Source organism: Streptosporangium sp. NPDC002607, from assembly GCF_053592655.1.
This window is the reverse complement of record NZ_JBSFWD010000006.1, coordinates 299,306-316,772: the sequence shown is the minus strand read 5'-3', so window position 1 is coordinate 316,772 and position 17,467 is coordinate 299,306. Positions and strand designations below refer to the sequence as shown.

Below are 17,467 nucleotides of genomic sequence, written 5' to 3'. Positions count from 1 at the left end.
ATCGACTCAGACCCGCCGAACCCGCTAGGATTGCGACCACCCTGTTTCCAGGGCAACCCCTCTAACTTACTCCAACATCCGGTCGGTGTCCAACTCATGCAGACACGCCCGATTTGTCGGGATAGTGAGAGGGTTTTGCCGGGCACTCCGCCTACCCGGGAGATTCTGGATCCGGGGGCTCGTTGCCCTGCGAGAAGAACACTACCAGGACTCTCACGTCACAGAGACAACTTGCCAACCATCCCCGGGGCTCGCGCGTCCCAAACAGTCATAGGAAGTCGAAGTGCGCAACCAGACGTCAAGCCATTCGCAATCGACTCTGGATACGAAGTAGGCGCGAGGGTCAGGATCCTGACTCCGCCGTGGAGGTGAGCACCATGACCCGCTCGGAGTTCGACGACATCCGCGCGCACATCGACGCGGAGGCCAACCACCCAGGTGACCTGTTGAGGGTTGCCAGGTCTCTGCTGAACGACCTTGAAGACGCACGCATGCGAGAGGCGACCCTCCGCGCCTACTACCTGCGTCTCCTCACCGCGGCTCGGGCAACGGTCGCCGCGGAGGCGGCCGGCTACCCAGAGCCGTTGACCTTCCTCACCGACGAGCTCGCCAAGCGTGGCCAGCTCCCGACATCCGAGGACGAGGTGAACCGGATCCTGGCAGACGCCCACACAGCGGCCATGCTGCTGGCCTATCTTGAGGAGAATCCTCTCGGAACCACCCCGATGAACACCGGAGGGGCTCGCGCGCGCAGGTGTGCCGGCACAAGCCGTAGCATCCCCCGATGAGGCGTTCCACGTCATTGACCTGGTCTTGAACCAAGATCTGTAAGACTCCAGGCATGTTGCAGCGAGGGCTGAATTGGGCTGCGGCGACCCTCGTGGGCGTCTTCGGCTTCGTCTGGACCGGTGTAGTGATGTTCGCGGCCGTCGAGACCTCGGCGTGGACGTGGATCGGGCAGGTCTCCTTCGGGGCCTTCCTCACCTGCTGGGCTCTTTACAAGGCGAGCCTGCTGGTGCGTCGCGCCAAGCCCGGTTTCGTTCCGCGGCATCGCCGGGTGGGGACCGGACGAGCCACGGCTCCGTGATGGCGCCTCAGGTCGGCCCCGGCCCCCTCCTCACTCTTCAGCGGCCGTGGAGGCACTGGGCAGACCAATCACGGAAACGCAGAAGGCCCTGATCTCCAGGAGATCAGGGCCTTCGTTGGTAGCGGGGACAGGATTTGAACCTGCGACCTCTGGGTTATGAGCCCAGCGAGCTACCGAGCTGCTCCACCCCGCGTCGGTGTGTGCTTGAACACTAGCCGCAATTCCCCTCCGGCTGCAAATCGGCGCGGGGACGCGGGTTGACTTATCCCACGCCACCCCGCTCGCGGATGACCCGGTCGCAGTGTGATCACGCAGGTCAGGACGGCCGTGGCCGAAGGCATCGCCCTCACCCGCCACCTCGCGCACGGACGGGGCACCAGAGCTTGAGCGGTGAACGCTTTACGCCGGCTGTGGACCCCGCGCGAGGGTTACGCGGCCGGCCTCCCGGCCCCGGTTCAGGAGAAGCCGGGGAAACGCAGAAGATCCCGGTCGCCGTTTCCGGCGACCGGGATCTTCGTTGGTAGCGGGGACAGGATTTGAACCTGCGACCTCTGGGTTATGAGCCCAGCGAGCTACCGAGCTGCTCCACCCCGCGTCGGTGTATGTATGAACCATACCCGGCTTTGGAGGTGGACGCGAATCGAATAGCGCTGGGCCCCTGTATCGGCCCCCCTAGGAACTTGGCGGGGGCGATGGCGTCGCCGACGGAGCCGGTGTGCCGGACGGTGTCGCCGACGGTGTCGCCGAGGGTGACGGGCTGGGGGTGACGCCCGTTGTCTCGGCGGTGTCCTTCAGCTTGCCCAGCGCCTTCTCAAGCTCCTGCTGGGCGGTGCCGTACTCGGTCCAGTCCGGCGGGTTCGCCTGGAGCGCCTTCTGCGCCTTGTCGTACGCCTTCTGCACCTCGTCGATCGACTTGGCCAGCTCGGTGGTGGGCTTGGCCTCCTCCGGCTTCGCCTCACCGGACGTGTTCTCGCCCTGCGGCGTGCTCTGGGTGCCGTCGCCGAAGACCTGCTCCAACGCGCCCTTGAGCGTGTCTGCCGAACCGACCTTGTTGCCGTAGGCCACCAGGACCCGGCGGAGGATCGGGTACGGCTCCTGGCCGGAGGCGGCCGCGATCTCCACGTAGACCGGCTCGACGTAGACCAGGCCGTCGGCGAACGGCAGGGTCAGCAGGTTGCCGTAGCGGACCTTCGCCTGGCCGAGTCCGAGCAGGTTGAGCTCGCCGGAGAACTTGTTCTGGAAGTTGTTCTGCACCTGGCCGGGTCCGGGAATCGTGGTGTTGGACGGCATGCGCAGGATGCGCAGCTTCCCGTAATCCGGTCCGGGGTTGGCGTCCACGGCCATGAACGCCGCCAGGTTGGGCCCCTGGCGCGGCACGAACGTGGTCGTCAGCGAGAACGAGGGCGCCGAGGTCTTCGGCATCTTGACCGACAGGTAGTACGGCGGCTGCTTGGTGTCGTGGTCGCCGGACGGGTCGTTCGGGACGTTCCAGAAGTCCTGGCCGCTGTAGAAGGCGTTCGGGTCGGAGATGTGGTACTGGGAGAGCACGTCGCGCTGGACCTTGAACAGCGCCTCCGGGTAGCGCAGGTGCTGCTTGAGCTCGGGCGACATCTCCGTCTGCGGCTTGATGATGCCGGGGAAGGCCTTGCGCCAGGTCTGCAGGATGGGGTCCTTCTCGTCCCACGCGTACAGGCTGACGGTGCCGTCGTAGGCGTCGACCACGGCCTTCACCGAGTTGCGCATGTAGTTGATCTGGTCACGCGGCTGCGGCACCACCAGGCGCGGGTCGGTGATGGTGTCCCGCGTCATCGCCTCCAGGCTCTTGCTCTGGGAGTACGGGTAGGCGTTGGAAGTGGTGTAGGCGTCGGAGATCCAGACCACCCTGCCGTCGACGATGGCGGGATAGGGGTTGTCGTCCAGGCTCAGGAACGGCGCCGCCTTGGCGATGCGCTCCTGCGGGTTGCGCTCGTAAAGGATCTTGGAGTTCGCGTTGATGTCTCCGGAGAGCAGCAGGTTGATCTCGCCGTACTTGGCGGCGTAGAGCATCCTGTTGATGAACGAACCGACAGGGACCCCGCCCTTGCCGTCGTAGGTGGTGTTCTTCTGGCCGGTGCCGCCGCTTTCGGGGTAGTCGAGCTCCTGCTGCTTCTCCCCGCCGCCGCCGACGACGACGTACTGGGTCGAAGCGGGCGCCTCGCCGAAGTAGATCCGCGATTCCTTGAGCTTCGTCCGCTCCGCCAGGGAGCCGGTGACCGGCATGTCCTTGGCGTCGAAGTTGGGCAGGCCCTCGGAGTCGACCTCGTTGCCGGGCGCGGCCACGAAGCCGTTGCCGTGGGTGTAGACGAGGTGCCGGTTGATCCAGTTGTTCTGCTCCGCCGGCGGTCCGGTGAGCTCTCGCACGGCGACGACGGTGTCACGGATCGTGCCGTCCGCGTCGGGGTAGCGGTCGACGTCGAGCGGCTCGTGGAAGTCGTAGTAACCGCGGATCCGCTGCTTCTGCTGGTAGGTCTTGGCGACCAGGCTCGGGTCGAGCAGGCGCACGCCGGAGATGGAGCTGTCGGCGGTGACGCTGACCTTGCTCGGGTCACCCTGAGCCGTGTAGTCGATCACCTCGGCGTCGTCCACGCCGTAGGCTTTTCGTGTCGCGTCGATGTTGCGCTTGATGTACTCCTGCTCCTTGCCCTGCTGGTTCGGCTTGACCTGGAACTGCTCGACCAGGGCCGGGTAGACCCCGCCGATCAGGATGGCCGAGAGCACCAGGAGGCCGAAGCCGACGCCGGGCAGCATGCCGCCGGATCGCACGACCCCGGCGAAGAACAGGACCGCGCAGATCAGCGCGATGATCGCCAGGATGTTCTTGGCGGGAAGCACCGCGTTGACGTCGGTGTACGAGGCACCGTGTCTGAAGCCCCGGTCGGAGAAGACCAGCCCGTACCGGTCGTACCAGTAGGCGACCGCCTTCAGCAGCACGAAGATGCCGAGCAGCACCGACAGGTGCGCCCGGGCGCCGCGCGAGGCGTGCACGCCGGGTGACTGGAGCCGGAACCCGCCGTACAGGTAGTGCACGATCGCCGACAGCAGGGCGGACAACACCACCGCGACGAACAGGAAGTTCAGCACCATCCGGATGAAGGGATAGGTGAACATGAAGAAGGAGATGTCGTAGCCGAACTGCGGGTCGGTCTCACCGAACGGCGTCGCGTTGATGAACTCCAGCCAGGTCTTCCACTGACCGGAGAAGGATGATCCCGCGAACAGGCCGAGCACCGCCACACCGATCAGGAAGATCAGCTTGCGGTGCGGGTCGAGGGCCATCCGATACCGGTCGGCACCGCTGGCGCCGCCGAACATCCCGGGGCCGAACATCGGCCGCATGCGGTACGCCATCAGCATGTTGCCGCCGACGATGCCGACCATCAGCAGCGCACCGACGACGAACAGGAGGATCTGCGTAACGATCACGCCGGAGAAGACGGCCGTGTAGTCGACCGATTCGTACCAGAGGTAGTCGGTAAAAATGCCGGCAAAGAGGAAGAATAACGCGACTATCACGACCAGAGTGATCGCGACGGGAAGTAGCAGTCGTGGCCGGCGGGGCAAGCGCATTGCCCTACCGGCTCCGGGGGTCCGGAAGCTCAAGGCCAACCCCTTGTCGTAAGAGCACGGTCCGTGTCTGGAAACCTACACCGGCGAGAGTTGGGGCGCGCTTAGCCTTTCGGGCACGGTCCGGCCACAACAGTCCACTGGTATCGGGTCCATCGGTAGCAACGCGCAAGGGTCCTGATGAGTGCCCCATGACGAACTCCAGGCCCGAAAATTCAACTTTCTTTGCAAATCGGACATCACGCTCACCTTGCCGTCGAGCCCGCGGAGCCGCTCCTCCAGCGCGGATCGCGTGCACCGTGACGTCCTGGCGCACGGTCGGCATCCGGCCCGGTTCCGGCGTCAGCCGGTCGGGCAGCTCTGCACGGAACCCGAGCCGGTGCGGATCGAGTCGATCGCCTGAACGGCCTGGCGCAGCGTCTCGACCTTGACCAGCCTGAGCCCGTCCGGGATCGCTCTGACCGCCTCGGCGCAGTTGTCGGCCGGGGTCAGGAAGACCGTCGCACCGGCCCTCCTGGCACCGACCATCTTCTGCTGGATGCCGCCGATCGGGCCCACGTCGCCCTCCGCGGTGATCGTTCCGGTCCCCGCGATGGACTTGCCGCCGGTCAACGACCCCGGGGTGAGCTTGTCGACGATGCCCAGGGAGAACATCATCCCCGCGCTCGGCCCGCCGACGTCGCCAACATTGATCTTGACCTCGAAGGGGAACTTGTAGCCGACCCGCATGGTGATGCCCACGATGGGTGCTCCGTCCTTACCGGCGACGGTAGGGACGGCGATGGTCAGGCTCTGGGCGCCACGGTTGACGACGAAACTGACCTCTTCGCCCGGCTTGTGCTTGCGAACGGAGGAGGAGACGGTCTCCCGATCGGCCACGGGCGTGCCGTCCACCGAGACGATCTCGTCACCGGCCTTGAACTTCCCGTCGGCCGGCATGCCCTTCTCCATGGAGCCCACGGTCACGATCGAGTTGTAGGGAATCCTCAGCTCGGTCAGCGCCGCCGCGGTCGCATCGTCCTGGGAGTTCGTCATCTCCTGGGTGTTCTGCTCCTCGACCTCCTTGGCGGTGGTCGCCGGAGGGAAGATCGTCTCCTCGGGCACGACCGCGATGGTGGGATCGATCCATCCCCTGAGCGCGCTGAACAGATCGATTCTGGTCCCGGGGCCGCCCTGGTAGGCGACGGTGACGAGGCTGAGCTTGCCGTCGGTCGGATACGTCTGGTGTCCCTCGATGCTGATCACCGGTTTGCCGTCGACGTCGCCGATGGTGTTCTCGGTCGGCCCAGGGCTCAGCACGACGTACGGCACCGGCAGCACGGCGCCGACCAGCGCGAGCATGAGCGTGAGGAAGCCCGCCACCATCAAAGTCAGGGCTCGTCGGGACATGGACAAAGCCTATGCCGTACGACAGGTCATGAAACCGCACCCGGACGCCGCCGCGCCGACGGGCGCATACCCCTCAGCCGAGATCAATCGCAGGCTCCCACCCACTCGGAGGAACCGTCGGTGAAAAACTGGTTCTTCCAGATGGGGACCTGGCTCTTGAGGTCGTCGATCAACCTTCTGGATGCCTCGAACGCCTCACCGCGGTGCGGCGCGGCGACCGCCACGACGACCGCGACGTCGCCGAGCCTCAGGTCGCCGACCCGGTGGACGGCCGCCAGGGCGGTCACCGGGAAGTCCACGGCGACCTTCTCGGCCACCCGGCGCAGCTCACCCGTGGCACTCGGATGTGCCGAGTAGGACAGGCTCGTGACCGGCCTGCCGTGATCCTCTTCTCGTACCGTGCCGACGAAGACCGTCGTACCGCCCGCGGCGTGATTGCCGACGGCGGCGAGCACCTCGTCGACGGAGAGCGCGCTGTCGCGAATATCGAGCAACCGGATGACATCCACGCACAGAGTCTATGGCTGTGTTATTGGCGACGCTGCGCGTCGCGGTTCGGCCGCTGGAATCCGGCTCCTTCCCTCGTCGATCGGGGCCGCTCGTTCCTCACGACCCCGCTCTCCTCAGTCCAGTCCCCGGCGCGGCCTCACGGGTAGTCCCTCAGGGCATGGGCGTAGGCACGTCCCCATGGGAGTCCTTGGTCCAGTCCCCGGCGCGGCCTCACGAGTCAATGGCGACGCTGCGCGTCGCGGTTCGGCCGCTGGAATCCGGCTCCTTCCCTCGTCGATCGGGGCCGCTCGTTCCTCACGACCCCGCTCTCCTCAGTCCAGTCCCCGGCGCGGCCTCACGAGTCAATGGCGACGCTGCGCGTCGCGGTTCGGCCGCTGGAATCCGGCTCCTTCCCTCGTCGACCGGGGCCGCTCGTTCCTCACGACCCCGCTCTCCTCAGTCCAGTCCCCGGCGCGGCCTCACGGGTCGTCCCTCAGGCCATGGCACAGGCACGTCCTCGTGGAGGTCCAGTCCCCCGGCACGGCCGGCCCCTCGGGAGCTCGCTCGGGCTCCCTGGGCGGGCCGTCAGGGGCGGCGCTTCTTGCGGGCGGCGCGGACGATCGCCGCGGTGCCGAGGACGGCGACGGTGGCGCCGGCCGCGGTGAGCGTGGCCTCCTTGCCGGACAGGCGGCGGCCCACGACGGCGTGCCTGCCACCACGCAGCTCCAGGAGCTGCTCGAACGCGGCCTCGTTGGTCCACATCGGCTTCCAGCCGACCTCGCGCAGCGTCGCGCAGTCGACCACCCAGGGGTAGACGACGTAGTGCAGGTCGGTGGCCGGAGCCGGGGTGATGCCGAGGCGGTGCAGGCGCTGGGCGGTTCCGAAGGTCAGCCCTGCGGGCAGTTCCAGCCGGCGCAGCCCGGAGATCTCCTCCACCTGCTCCTGCTCCAGCCAGCCCTCGCCTCCGACGGCCACCACCCCGGAGACCGTGCCGAGCGCCGCCATCTCCAGGACCGAGACCAGGTCGTCCACGTGGCAGAACTGCCAGCGAGGGTTGCATCCCTTGACGGTCAGCAGCCGGGGCGCCTCGAAGTGCCGGGTCACCACGCTGTCGACACCGGGGCCGACCACGGCCGCGGGTCTGACCACGGTCACGTCGAGACCGGGGTGGCTGCGCAGGGAGCGCCGGGCCAGTGCCTCGATCTCCAGATGGTCGCCGACCATGCCCGTATCCGGCTCGGCGGCGACCTCGGAATCCTCAGGCAGCGGGACGGGATTGTCGGGTACGGCTCCGTACACCATGGCGCTGGTGACCAGCACGACCCGCCGCACCCTCGCCGCGGCACTGGCGGTGAGCACCGTCTGGGCCGCGCGCAGGTTGTAGGCGCGCCGCTCCGCGGGGTCGGCGTCGAGCGCGTAGTCACCGGCCAGATGCACGAGCACGTCAATATCGGATATGCGGTTCGCCAAGAGCGGATCTCGAACATCGAGCACCCGCCATGTGACGTCGGGCACATCGCCGCGCTGCTCGTCGATGGCCACAACCCTGCGGAAATCCGCAGACGAGGCGACTTTCGCGAGGAAAGCACGGCCTAGGCCCGAGGCGGCGCCGGTGACGGCGACGACAGGGGGCCGGGAGCGTTTCGAGGTAGGCACCAGGTCCTCACTTTGCACTGACCCGCCATGCGACGGATAACGTGGCGGATGTGGACTCCTCCATCCTGCACGAGGTAGAGCGGTGACTGACTTGCCAGGTCGGGAAAACGACCCCAACGACAATCCGTTCGCCATGTTCGGCGACCCGGAGCAGATCGCAGCGGCAATGCGCCAGTTCGCCGACATGCTCTCCGCTCCGCCGACCTCAGGTCCCGTCAACTGGGACATGGCGAAGAACATCGCACGGCACGTTGTGGTCGCCGAGGGCGATCCCAGTGTCATGGAGGGCGAGCGACGCCAGGTCGTCGACGCCCTGAACCTGGCCGACCTTTGGCTCAATGAGGCCACCTCCCTGCCGAGCGGGGTGAGCAACCCTCAGGCGTGGAGCCGTTCGGAATGGATCGAGAAGACCGTCCCCGTCTGGCAGAAGCTCTGTGACCCGATCGCCGCCCGCATGGTCGAGACCATGAGCGGCACGCTCGGCGCCTCCGGTCTGCCCCCGGAGGCTCAGGCCATGGCCGGGCCGCTGATGGGGATGATGAAGCAGATGGGCGGCATGATGGTCGGCCAGCAGATCGGCCAGGCCATCGGCTCGCTCGCCCTGGAGGTGATCGGCGCCACCGACATCGGCCTGCCGCTGTCGGACAACGCCGCCCTGCTGCCCGGCGGCATCTCGGCGTTCAGCCAGGGTCTGGAGACCCCCGCCGAGGAGATCCGCCTCTATCTCGCCCTGCGCGAGGCGGCCCACCACCGGCTGTTCCAGCACGTGCCGTGGCTGCGCGCGCACCTGCTCGGAGCCGTGGAGGAATACGCCAGGGGCATCACGGTGGACGCCTCCGCCCTGGAGGAGCAGCTCCGCGGGCTCGATCTCAACAATCCCGAGCAGCTCCAGCAGGCGCTGAGCGGCGGCAACCTGCTCAAGCCCGAGGAGACCGAGCGGCAGAAGGCCGCCCTGTCCCGGCTGGAGACCATGCTCGCTCTCGTCGAGGGCTGGGTCGGCACCGTCGTGGACGGCGCCGCGGACGGCAAGCTCCCCTCGGCGACGGCGCTGGCGGAGACCGTACGGCGCCGCAGGGCGACCGGCGGCCCCGCGGAGCAGACCTTCGCCACGCTCGTCGGCCTCGAACTCCGGCCCCGCCGCCTGCGCGAGGCCGCCGCCCTGTGGCAGGCGCTGGAATCCGACCGGGGCATCGACGGCCGCGACGCGGTCTGGAGCCACCCCGACCTCATGCCCACCGCCGACGACCTCGACAACCCCGAGGGGTTCGTACGGGGCGAGCCCGAGCTCGACCTGTCGTCCCTGGAGGGATCTCTGCGCGAGCCTCCCGCCACTCCCGGCGAGGACGATGACAAGGGCGACGCAGGTGGGGGCGGCGCGTGAGCCTGCGCGCCGACGCGCGGGACGTGCTCACGGGGTGGACCGCGCCCACGGCGGAGGAGGAGATCCTCCGCAAGGAGTTCCTGGATCACGTACACGCCCATGATGACGCGATGTGGCGCGAGTGCGTCACCGGTCACCTGACGGCCACGACCGCGGTGCTCTCCCACGACGGCGAGCGGGTTCTGCTGACGCTGCACCCCAAGGCCGGGATGTGGCTGCCCATGGGCGGCCACTGCGAGCGCGGCGATGTCTCCCTTGAGGCGGTGGCGATGCGTGAGGCCACTGAGGAGTCCGGTATTCCGGGCCTGCGGCTGCTGCCCGGCCCGCTGGCACTCGACCGGCATCGGGTCTGGTGCCATCCGCCGCACAGCAGCCATCTGGACGTGGAGTACGGCGCGGTCGCCCCCGCGGATGTCGAGGCCGTGATCAGCGCCGAGTCGCTCGACCTGCGCTGGTTCCCCGTGGACGAGATCCCCGAACTCTCCGACGAGGCGACCCGCCGCCTGGCCCGCCGCGCCCGCGAGGCCCTGCGCTCCGGTTGACCGGGAGCCCGGCCCGGTACCGGCTCGGGCTCTTGCGGCTCGGTGCCACCGCGGCTCCGGATGGCTGGACGCTCGCCCTGTGCGGCTCGGCGACGACCGCACCGGGCGGCGCGGTGGCCACCGGGGGTTCCCGGTCTCGGCGGCTTCCCGGAACGCATAGGTTCCGATGAATCAGTCGATTTCCGGCCGTCTTCCGCGGGCGTTGGACCGTTTTATGCTTGTCTCACCTCTGCCTGGATATCTTCGTTCCCAATCAGGCTGTACAGAGCGGATCGGGGCACTGTGAGCGTAGACATCGTGGCTGACAGGAGCGCCAGAGGCGCGGTCGTGACGCCGACGCGGCGCTGGAGGATCCCCAAATCCCTCGCCTGGGCCGCGGTGACGCCGTTCGCCGCCTGGGCGGTGGCCCGGGTGGCCGGACTCGAACGCGACTCGCTGACCACCCAGCTCATGACCGGTACCCCGTACGTGGCGGCCGCCTCGCTCGTACCGGTGCTGCTGTCCGTGCTGACCCGCAACCGGGCCGCGACGGCCGTCGCGCTGGTCACCACCGCGGCGCTCGGCCTCAGCGTGCTCCCCAGGGCCTTTCGCTCCGGGGATGTGGTGACGGGAACGCCCCTGCGGGTGCTGACGCTCAACACGCTGTTCGGGCATGCCGAGCCCGACGCCGTGATGGATCTGGTCCGGCGGCTGGACCCGGACGTGCTGAGCACCCAGGAGCTGACCCCGGGAATGGTCGAGAAGCTGGAGGCGGCCGGTCTTGGCGGCATCATGCCGTACCAGGTGCTGGAGCCGGAGTGGAGCGCCGGCGGCAGCGGCCTGTACTCCCGGTATCCGCTGACCCCCAGGGAGAACCTGTTCGAGGCGATCGGGCACAACATGCCCGCCGCGCTGATGACCGTCCCCGGCGCCAAGCCTGTCGAGATCATCGACGTGCACCCCTTCCCGCCGCTGGGCAGGCAGGTGTACGACTGGACGGCGGCGCTGGACGCCCTGCCCTCCGCCGCGCCCGACACGATCCGCATCCTCGCGGGCGATTTCAACGCCAGCCTCGACCACGCGGCCATGCGCCGTTTTCTTGGCCGCGGCTATCAGGACGCGGCCGACAGCGCCGGAGAGGGGCTGACTCCCACCTGGCCGGTCAACAGGCGCGTCCCGCCGCTGATCACGATCGACCATGTCGTGGTGGACCGGCGGGTGGGTGTGAACGCGGTCAGCGTGCACAGCGTTCCCGGCACCGATCACCGGGCCGTCTTCGCCGACCTACGCCTGCCCTCGCTCTGACGGCTCGGGCACCCGGGCCGCTCAGGCCGAGAGCAGCGCCCGGGTGTTGTCCCAGCCTTCGAGGCCCGGGTCGAGGAGGTGGAGGTCTCCGGGAGCGCGCAGGCGATGCCAGCCGGGCCCCCTGGCGACCATACGGCTGCCGGGCGCCGAGGCACGGAGCGCCTTGACCGGGTCGAGGTCGTCGAAGCCCACCGAGGCCCAGCCCGGGTAGGGCAGGTGGGCGGCCAGCGCCACCGTGCCGCCGCCCGCGGCAGGGCAGACGGCGATCCGTGCCCGGCCGAGTTCGCGGAAGAGCTTGCCGATGAGCAGCGGAGGCAGGTCGGGCGCGTCGGCGCTCAGCAGGACCGCCTGCTCGCCGTGGGGCAGGGCGGCGAAGGCCGCCTCGACCAGGGCGCTCCCCGAGAGGTCGGGGATCTCAACGACAGGGGTGCCCGGCCAGACGATCTCCTCCATGCCCGGTACGCTCGTCACCACGATCGGTGAGACGAAGTCGAGCCCGGCGACGAGTTCGTAGGTGTCCTCGGCGACGGCGGTCAGGAAGTCGGCGGCGTCGATTCCCGGCGGGGCCGCGTCCGCCATGGAGGGCGTGACGAGAACGGCCACCACTCGATCCTCTGTCACCATTCCTCCGCGGAGCCGTGGGCCGCCGTGGAGAATCCCTCCAGGAAGCCCCGTGCCCGCTCGGCCTTGGGATATCGTTCCACGAGCGCCCAGAAGCGCGAACCGTGACTCGGCACCAGCAGGTGGACGAGCTCGTGCATGATCACATAGTCCACCACCCACGAGGGCATGCCCCTCAGGCGCGTGGAGATCCTGATGGTTCCGTGATCCGGAGTGCACGAGCCCCAACGGTGCTTCTGGTTCTCCACCCAGCGCACGCTCGACGGTTTCGCCTCCCCGCCCAGGTAGCGGGCCGACAGCTCGACGGCTCGATCGAGGAGGTCGTCGTCCGAGGGACGTCTGCGCTGCTCCTTGGCCGCGAGTCGATCGAGCATACGGCGCACCCACTGTTCCTCGTCGGTGCTACTCAGACCGGCGGGGAGGAGCACGATCGTTTTCTCACCGTCGCGGTACGCAGAAACCGTCCGCCGGCGGCGAGAACTTCGGCGGACCTCGACTGTCTCGGGGGGCACATATGAACGGTAGCCGAGAATGGCGAATTCACACCAGGGGGTAGAACACGTTCCCGCTGGTCAATCCCCGTTCACCGATTGTTCGGCGGGAGCGATCAAGCGTGGTCACAACTTATCTAATTAACCTGGATATCAGCCGTCTCACGCGTTGCCGAATCGCGGGACCCGCTGTTCTCGCTGAGCCGCCAGCCCTTCGAGCATGTCGTCGGAGGCCATGGTGACCGGCTGGGCAAGGGACTCCCAACGCAGCGCGGCGTCGAGGTCGGCATGCCCGCCCGCGAGGGCGACTTTGGTGAGCCGGGTGGCGATCGGCGCGTTGGCGGCGATCCGCGACGCGATGCCCAGTACCTCCGCCATCAGCGACTCACGGGGAAACGCCCTGTTCACCAGCCCCGCGGAGGCCGCCTCCAGCCCTGTCATCGTCCGCCCTGTGAGCAACATCTCCCTGGCCACACCCACCCCGGCGACCCTGGGCAGCAGATAGGTGGCCGCCATGCCGGGGTGCAGGCCGAGCGAGGTGAAGGGGGCGAGCAGCTTGGCCTCCTCGGCGGCGTAGACCAGGTCACAGGCGAGGGCGAGGCACAACCCCGCCCCGACGGCGGCGCCGTTGACCGCGGCGATGGTCGGCACCTCCAGATCGGCGATCGTCAGCCAGGTCCGGTAGAAGCCGAGCATCCGGTCGCGTAGGGCGGGGATGTCCTCGGTCCTCCGCTCCGCGAGCCAGGACAGGTCTCCCCCGGCGCAGAACGCCTTCCCCTCTCCGGTGACGACCACGCACCGCAGGTCGCGATCCGCCGCGAGGCCGGCGACGGCCTGCCGCCACCGGGCGGTCATCGCGTCGGTCATCGCATTGCGCAGGTCAGGGAGGTTCAGGGTGAGCACCGCGACACCGTTCTCCCGCCGATCAATCAAGATCTCGTTCATGCCGGGGAGCGTAGCCCACGGCGTTCTCCGCCCGACCGCCGAGGGGCCTGCCGGGAAACCCTGCCCGGCGGAAGTTGTCCACAGGGCAGGAGTTATCCACAGGCGGCGGGAAAGACGTCCGGGGGCCCGCGGAGGCATGGCACGCTGGCACGCCCGGCCAGCCTGCTCACCGGCTCTCCCGCAGGCTGCCCCCTTCGAGGAAAGGCCCCCTGATGCGACCACGCCTGAAGCCCGCGCTGCGCCGCGTCGCCCGTGACCGACGCACCCTGCAGTTCGGCCTGCATCCCCGGCACGCGGTGGTGCTGAGCGATCTGGAGCCGGAGGTCCGCCGCTGGGTGGAGAGTCTCGACGGCGTAAGGGATCTCGCGGGCGTGCTGGCTGGCGCCACCGACGCGGGTCTCGGCGAGGAGCGCGGCCGGACCCTGCTCGATCTGCTGGTCAGCCGGGGGGTGGTGGACGACGCGGCGGCGGGTCCCGGCCCGCTGCGCGCGCTCGTGATGGCCGAGCGCGACCGGCTCCAGCCCGATCTGGACGCGCTCTCCCTCTCCCCCGGCACGGTCGACGGAGGGCTTGCCGTGCTGGAACGCAGGCAGCAGGCCCGGGTGCGGGTCTACGGCGCGGGCCGGGTGGGCGCGCAGGTCGTCGCCCTGCTCGCCGCCTCAGGGGTCGGCCACATCTGCGTCGTCGATCCCGGTACGACCCGGCGACGGGATGTCGTCCCCGGCGGGCTCGGCTGGACGGAGGTGGGGATGAGCAGGCAGGACGGTGCGGTCGCGGTGGCCAGGAGGCTGGCGCCCGGCCTCACGGCGTCGACCGGCGACGGCGCCGCCCAGCTGGCCGACGGAGCCAGGCCACCCGACCTGGCGGTGCTCGCTCCGGTGGTGCCCCTGGACGGCCTCCTGGTCAGGGAACTCGTCGAGTGGGGGATCCCACATTTGCTGGCAACCGCCTTCGAGGCCTTCGGTTCGGTCGGTCCGCTGGTACTACCTGGACGGAGCACGTGCCTGCACTGCCTAGATTTGACGCGACGCGATCGCGACCCCGGCTGGCCCATTGTCAGTGCGCGCCTGGGCGGCTTCCCCGCAGGGGAGATCGCGTGCGGGACGACGCTGTCCGCGCTGGTGGCGGCATCGGCCACCGGTCATGCGCTTGCTTGGATAGATGGCCGTGAACCCGTTGTGACAAACAGCACAATGGAAGTATTGCCAGATTGGACGTGGAAAAGGCGATCCTGGAGTGTTCATCCTCAATGTCGTTGCTTCCGAAACGAGTTGGGTTCGCTAACAATGGTCGCGTCGGCTACCTGCCGCTGACGGACAAGCACAGCGAAGGGAGGGAGCGGCGTCTCGCTGTAACGGGGGACACGCCGCTAACCGAGGTGAGTGACCTTCCGCGTCGCGCCGTTGCGCGCTCTGCAAAGCTGGCGGCCCTTCCCATCGGGTTCGCCGGCCGTACCGCTCTCGGCCTCGGGAAACGGATCGGCGGCAAGTCGGCCGAGATCGTCGCCCAGGAAATCCAGGAACGCACCGCCGAGCAGATCTTCAAGGTTCTCGGAGAGCTCAAGGGCGGGGCGATGAAGCTCGGCCAGGCGCTGTCCATCTTCGAGGCGGCACTGCCCACCGAGATCGCCGGTCCCTACCGCGCGACCCTGACCAAGCTCCAGGACGCGGCTCCGCCGCTTCCCACCGCGACCGTGCACAAGGTTCTCGTCGAGCAGTTGGGGGACGACTGGCGGGAGAACTTCCAGTCATTCGACGACAAGCCCACCGCGGCCGCTTCGATCGGGCAGGTGCACAAGGCGGTCTGGCACGACGGCCGGACGGTCGCGGTCAAGATCCAGTATCCGGGAGCGGGAAAGGCCCTGCTCTCCGACTTCACCCAGCTGGCCAGGCTCGGCAAGCTCTTTGGGGTGCTACTGCCCGGTCTCGACATCAAGGCGGTCCTGAACGAGCTGCGCGAGCGGGTGATCGAGGAGCTCGACTACCTGCGCGAGGCCGAGGCGCAGCACGCCTTCGCCCAGGAGTTCAAGGACGACCCCGACTTTCTGATCCCGGATGTCATCGCCGCCAACGAGCAGGTGCTCGTCTCCGAATGGGTCGACGGCACCCCGCTGTCACGGATCATCACCGGCGGCACCCAGGAGGAGCGCGATCGGGCCGGGCTCCAGCTCGTCCGGTTCCTGTTCTCCTCACCGGCCCGGCTGGGCATGCTCCACGCCGACCCCCACCCGGGCAACTTCCGGATCCTCGACGACGGCAGGATGTGCGTGCTCGACTTCGGCGCGGTCAACCGGCTGCCCGACGGATACCCGCCGCTCTTCGGGAAGCTGACCCGCATCTTCAACAACGGCGACATGGAGACCGTGGTCCGGGGGCTGCGTGACGAGGGGTTCATCCGCCCGCACATCGAGATCGACACCGAAGCCCTGCGGGCGTTCCTCGCCCCCTACGTCGAGCCGACCTCCGTGGAGGAGTTCTCCTTCAGCAGGGAGTGGCTCCAGCAGCAGGCCGCCATGGCCACCGACCTGCGTCCGGGCAACGTGGTGCGCCAGCTCAACCTGCCCGTGTCGTACGTCCTCATCCATCGGGTGCACACGGCGGGGATCGGCGTGCTCTGCCAGCTCGGCGCCACCGCCCGTTTCCGCCAGGAGGTCATCCGCTGGGTCCCCGGATTCGCCGACGAGGATACGGGAGAGCCCACCCTCGCCAGCGCCTGACCGGAGACGACCCGGCGAGACGCGTAAGGGGCGGTTCGGCGAGACCCATGAGCGGCGACCCGGCGGACCCCGGTAGAACGGCATAAGTGGCGGCCCGGCGAGACCCGTGCAGGGTGCACCGTCGAGACGCGTGAGGGGTGGCCCGCCGGAGCGGGTCACCCCTCATTCATCTGCCGTGTTCCGCTGTGCGTCCGCTACGCGTCGCCGCCGATCCTCACGGATCAGACGAGGCGCAGGAGCGCGGTGCGCAGGCGCGCCGAGGCGCGTTCCGCACCACGCTGAGCGCGTTGGAGACGTTGAAGTCCGGCGGCCCTGCGATGCTCCTCCGCCTCGCGGTGGAGGGTCCGTATTCGGTCACGTACCAGTTCTTCTTGCATAGACGGCAGGTCGAGTCCCGTGGTGTTGAAGTAGCTCATCGTAGTGGTCCTTTCGGGAACGTGTGATTCCTGGTTGATCGAGTTCTCGGTGGTCTGGGCGATGACCGGATTGTTCAGGCGGCGACCGGGTTCTTACGCGGACGTCCGCGCGGACGCTTCCGGGGGACGATCGCCCCCCGCAGGACGAGCTCGCCGCCCCAGACTCCCCATGGCTCCTCGCGCTCCAGCGCGCGGGCCAGGCAGGCCTGGCGGATCGGGCAGCCTCCGCAGAGCGCCTTGGCGAACTCCACGTCCTCCGGAGACTCGGCGAACCACAGGTCGGGGTCGGTACGACAGGGGATTGTGGCTTCGTCGATCAGGTCCATGACCGTCTGGGCCCCCATCTGTTTCACCTCTCAGCTAGGTGTTGATCTTCGGCTACCTCTTGGGTGGGGGTCAGGAATGACGCGGACAAACAAGAAGGCCGCGGATCCTGGTGCGGATCCGCGGCCTGAAGGCTCTTTCCTCGGTCAGATTATGACCGGAGGATGCCTCCAGGGTTGCGGACCGCGCAGTCCACCGTTTCCGATGTGCTTGGTCGTTGCTGCGTAGCTGGCGCCCACGAGGGTCGGGACAGCCGGGGCCTCTGTCATCGCGAAGGCGATCAGAGCAGACCGGCGGTCGGCCTCGACCCAGAAGCGGGCAGGGTTGTCCTGCAGAACCGGAGCTGCCGCGCCACGGGCGAGGGAGACCTGGCTGCCGCAGGGCAGACTGGTGTTACGGCGCACGGAAGCGAGCCCCATCTGGGACGACATCAGGATGTTCTTCACAGCGGACTCACCTCCATTCGTGGATCGTCGGACAGGAACGTCCGACTTGCTTGACCATGACCCTAAACCCGGGCCAC

Annotated in this window: 17 protein-coding genes and 2 tRNA genes; 7 read left to right on the top strand and 12 right to left on the bottom strand. The window is 68.3% G+C overall.

Annotated elements, in window-relative coordinates:
- Positions 1 to 377 precede the first annotated feature (377 nt).
- The gene (locus ACWD3H_RS10075; RefSeq protein ID WP_355569958.1) at positions 378 to 788 is read left to right on the top strand and encodes a hypothetical protein; all 411 of its coding nucleotides are present in this window, start codon (positions 378 to 380) and stop codon (positions 786 to 788) included.
- A 53-nt stretch (positions 789 to 841) separates the two neighbouring features.
- Positions 842 to 1,087 (top strand): hypothetical protein, encoded by a 246-nt coding sequence (locus tag ACWD3H_RS10070; protein WP_451954679.1) that lies wholly within the window; start codon positions 842 to 844, stop codon positions 1,085 to 1,087.
- Between the two features lie 116 nt (positions 1,088 to 1,203).
- Here ACWD3H_RS10070 and ACWD3H_RS10065 read toward each other — a convergent pair.
- The 6 genes from ACWD3H_RS10065 to ACWD3H_RS10040 all read right to left on the bottom strand — a co-directional run bounded on the left by ACWD3H_RS10065 (position 1,204) and on the right by ACWD3H_RS10040 (position 8,227).
- Positions 1,204 to 1,280 (bottom strand) — tRNA-Met (locus tag ACWD3H_RS10065).
- Between the two features lie 325 nt (positions 1,281 to 1,605).
- Positions 1,606 to 1,682, bottom strand: a tRNA-Met gene (locus tag ACWD3H_RS10060).
- A 77-nt stretch (positions 1,683 to 1,759) separates the two neighbouring features.
- Positions 1,760 to 4,693, bottom strand: coding sequence for a UPF0182 family membrane protein (locus tag ACWD3H_RS10055; RefSeq protein WP_451954678.1), 2,934 nt, complete (start codon positions 4,691 to 4,693; stop codon positions 1,760 to 1,762).
- Between the two features lie 339 nt (positions 4,694 to 5,032).
- On the bottom strand, positions 5,033 to 6,079 hold the full coding sequence (locus ACWD3H_RS10050; RefSeq protein WP_451954677.1) for a YlbL family protein: 1,047 nt from the start codon (positions 6,077 to 6,079) through the stop codon (positions 5,033 to 5,035).
- Positions 6,080 to 6,162: 83 nt separating this feature from the next.
- Positions 6,163 to 6,588, bottom strand: a complete 426-nt coding sequence (locus ACWD3H_RS10045; protein ID WP_355554493.1) for a molybdenum cofactor biosynthesis protein MoaE — start codon at positions 6,586 to 6,588, stop codon at positions 6,163 to 6,165.
- A 565-nt stretch (positions 6,589 to 7,153) separates the two neighbouring features.
- Positions 7,154 to 8,227, bottom strand: coding sequence for an NAD-dependent epimerase/dehydratase family protein (locus ACWD3H_RS10040; RefSeq protein ID WP_355554596.1), 1,074 nt, complete (start codon positions 8,225 to 8,227; stop codon positions 7,154 to 7,156).
- Positions 8,228 to 8,306: 79 nt separating this feature from the next.
- Here ACWD3H_RS10040 and ACWD3H_RS10035 point away from each other — a divergent pair, with 79 nt between their 5' ends.
- The 3 genes from ACWD3H_RS10035 (at position 8,307) to ACWD3H_RS10025 (ending at position 11,431) form a co-directional block, all read left to right on the top strand.
- The gene (locus ACWD3H_RS10035; RefSeq protein ID WP_451954676.1) at positions 8,307 to 9,605 is read left to right on the top strand and encodes a zinc-dependent metalloprotease; all 1,299 of its coding nucleotides are present in this window, start codon (positions 8,307 to 8,309) and stop codon (positions 9,603 to 9,605) included.
- Positions 9,602 to 10,147 carry an NUDIX hydrolase gene (locus ACWD3H_RS10030; protein WP_355554496.1) on the top strand — a complete coding sequence of 182 codons (546 nt, stop codon included), beginning with the start codon at positions 9,602 to 9,604 and terminating at the stop codon, positions 10,145 to 10,147. Before ACWD3H_RS10035 ends, ACWD3H_RS10030 begins: the two co-directional genes overlap by 4 nt.
- A 297-nt stretch (positions 10,148 to 10,444) precedes the next feature.
- Complete coding sequence (locus ACWD3H_RS10025; protein WP_451954675.1) at positions 10,445 to 11,431, top strand: endonuclease/exonuclease/phosphatase family protein; 987 nt, start codon at positions 10,445 to 10,447, stop codon at positions 11,429 to 11,431.
- Between the two features lie 21 nt (positions 11,432 to 11,452).
- On the opposite strand, the gene ACWD3H_RS10020 is transcribed toward ACWD3H_RS10025, so the two are convergent.
- The 3 genes from ACWD3H_RS10020 to ACWD3H_RS10010 all read right to left on the bottom strand — a co-directional run bounded on the left by ACWD3H_RS10020 (position 11,453) and on the right by ACWD3H_RS10010 (position 13,488).
- A complete protein-coding gene (locus tag ACWD3H_RS10020) occupies positions 11,453 to 12,034 on the bottom strand; it encodes a glycosyltransferase family protein (protein WP_355554500.1) in 582 nt (193 codons plus the stop codon).
- Positions 12,035 to 12,048: 14 nt separating this feature from the next.
- Positions 12,049 to 12,564, bottom strand: coding sequence for a M48 metallopeptidase family protein (locus ACWD3H_RS10015; protein ID WP_350922000.1), 516 nt, complete (start codon positions 12,562 to 12,564; stop codon positions 12,049 to 12,051).
- Positions 12,565 to 12,705: 141 nt separating this feature from the next.
- The gene (locus tag ACWD3H_RS10010; protein WP_451954674.1) at positions 12,706 to 13,488 is read right to left on the bottom strand and encodes an enoyl-CoA hydratase/isomerase family protein; all 783 of its coding nucleotides are present in this window, start codon (positions 13,486 to 13,488) and stop codon (positions 12,706 to 12,708) included.
- A 212-nt stretch (positions 13,489 to 13,700) separates the two neighbouring features.
- Here ACWD3H_RS10010 and ACWD3H_RS10005 point away from each other — a divergent pair, with 212 nt between their 5' ends.
- Together ACWD3H_RS10005 and ACWD3H_RS10000 are read left to right on the top strand one after the other, a co-directional pair.
- Positions 13,701 to 14,801 carry a ThiF family adenylyltransferase gene (locus ACWD3H_RS10005; RefSeq protein ID WP_350921994.1) on the top strand — a complete coding sequence of 367 codons (1,101 nt, stop codon included), beginning with the start codon at positions 13,701 to 13,703 and terminating at the stop codon, positions 14,799 to 14,801.
- Positions 14,802 to 14,866: 65 nt separating this feature from the next.
- Positions 14,867 to 16,204 carry an ABC1 kinase family protein gene (locus ACWD3H_RS10000; protein ID WP_451954673.1) on the top strand — a complete coding sequence of 446 codons (1,338 nt, stop codon included), beginning with the start codon at positions 14,867 to 14,869 and terminating at the stop codon, positions 16,202 to 16,204.
- A 221-nt stretch (positions 16,205 to 16,425) separates the two neighbouring features.
- Here ACWD3H_RS10000 and ACWD3H_RS09995 read toward each other — a convergent pair whose 3' ends face one another.
- The 3 genes from ACWD3H_RS09995 to ACWD3H_RS09985 form a co-directional block, all read right to left on the bottom strand.
- Positions 16,426 to 16,620 (bottom strand): hypothetical protein, encoded by a 195-nt coding sequence (locus ACWD3H_RS09995; RefSeq protein WP_350964065.1) that lies wholly within the window; start codon positions 16,618 to 16,620, stop codon positions 16,426 to 16,428.
- 74 nt (positions 16,621 to 16,694) lie between these two features.
- A complete protein-coding gene (locus ACWD3H_RS09990) occupies positions 16,695 to 16,964 on the bottom strand; it encodes a WhiB family transcriptional regulator (protein WP_030910441.1) in 270 nt (89 codons plus the stop codon).
- A 126-nt stretch (positions 16,965 to 17,090) separates the two neighbouring features.
- Entirely contained in the window at positions 17,091 to 17,390 is a 300-nt protein-coding gene (locus ACWD3H_RS09985; protein ID WP_451954672.1) for a hypothetical protein, read from the bottom strand.
- Between the last annotated feature and the right edge of the window lie 77 nt (positions 17,391 to 17,467).

Coding starts and splice junctions, on each gene's coding strand:
- ACWD3H_RS09995 (WP_350964065.1), bottom strand. CDS start 16,620: ATGAGCTACTTCAACACCACGGGACTCGACCTGCCGTCTATGCAAGAA.
- ACWD3H_RS09990 (WP_030910441.1), bottom strand. CDS start 16,964: ATGGGGGCCCAGACGGTCATGGACCTGATCGACGAAGCCACAATCCCC.
- ACWD3H_RS10010 (WP_451954674.1), bottom strand. CDS start 13,488: ATGAACGAGATCTTGATTGATCGGCGGGAGAACGGTGTCGCGGTGCTC.
- ACWD3H_RS10050 (WP_451954677.1), bottom strand. CDS start 6,079: ATGTCCCGACGAGCCCTGACTTTGATGGTGGCGGGCTTCCTCACGCTC.
- ACWD3H_RS10070 (WP_451954679.1), top strand. CDS start 842: ATGTTGCAGCGAGGGCTGAATTGGGCTGCGGCGACCCTCGTGGGCGTC.
- ACWD3H_RS10075 (WP_355569958.1), top strand. CDS start 378: ATGACCCGCTCGGAGTTCGACGACATCCGCGCGCACATCGACGCGGAG.
- ACWD3H_RS10005 (WP_350921994.1), top strand. CDS start 13,701: ATGCGACCACGCCTGAAGCCCGCGCTGCGCCGCGTCGCCCGTGACCGA.
- ACWD3H_RS10055 (WP_451954678.1), bottom strand. CDS start 4,693: ATGCGCTTGCCCCGCCGGCCACGACTGCTACTTCCCGTCGCGATCACT.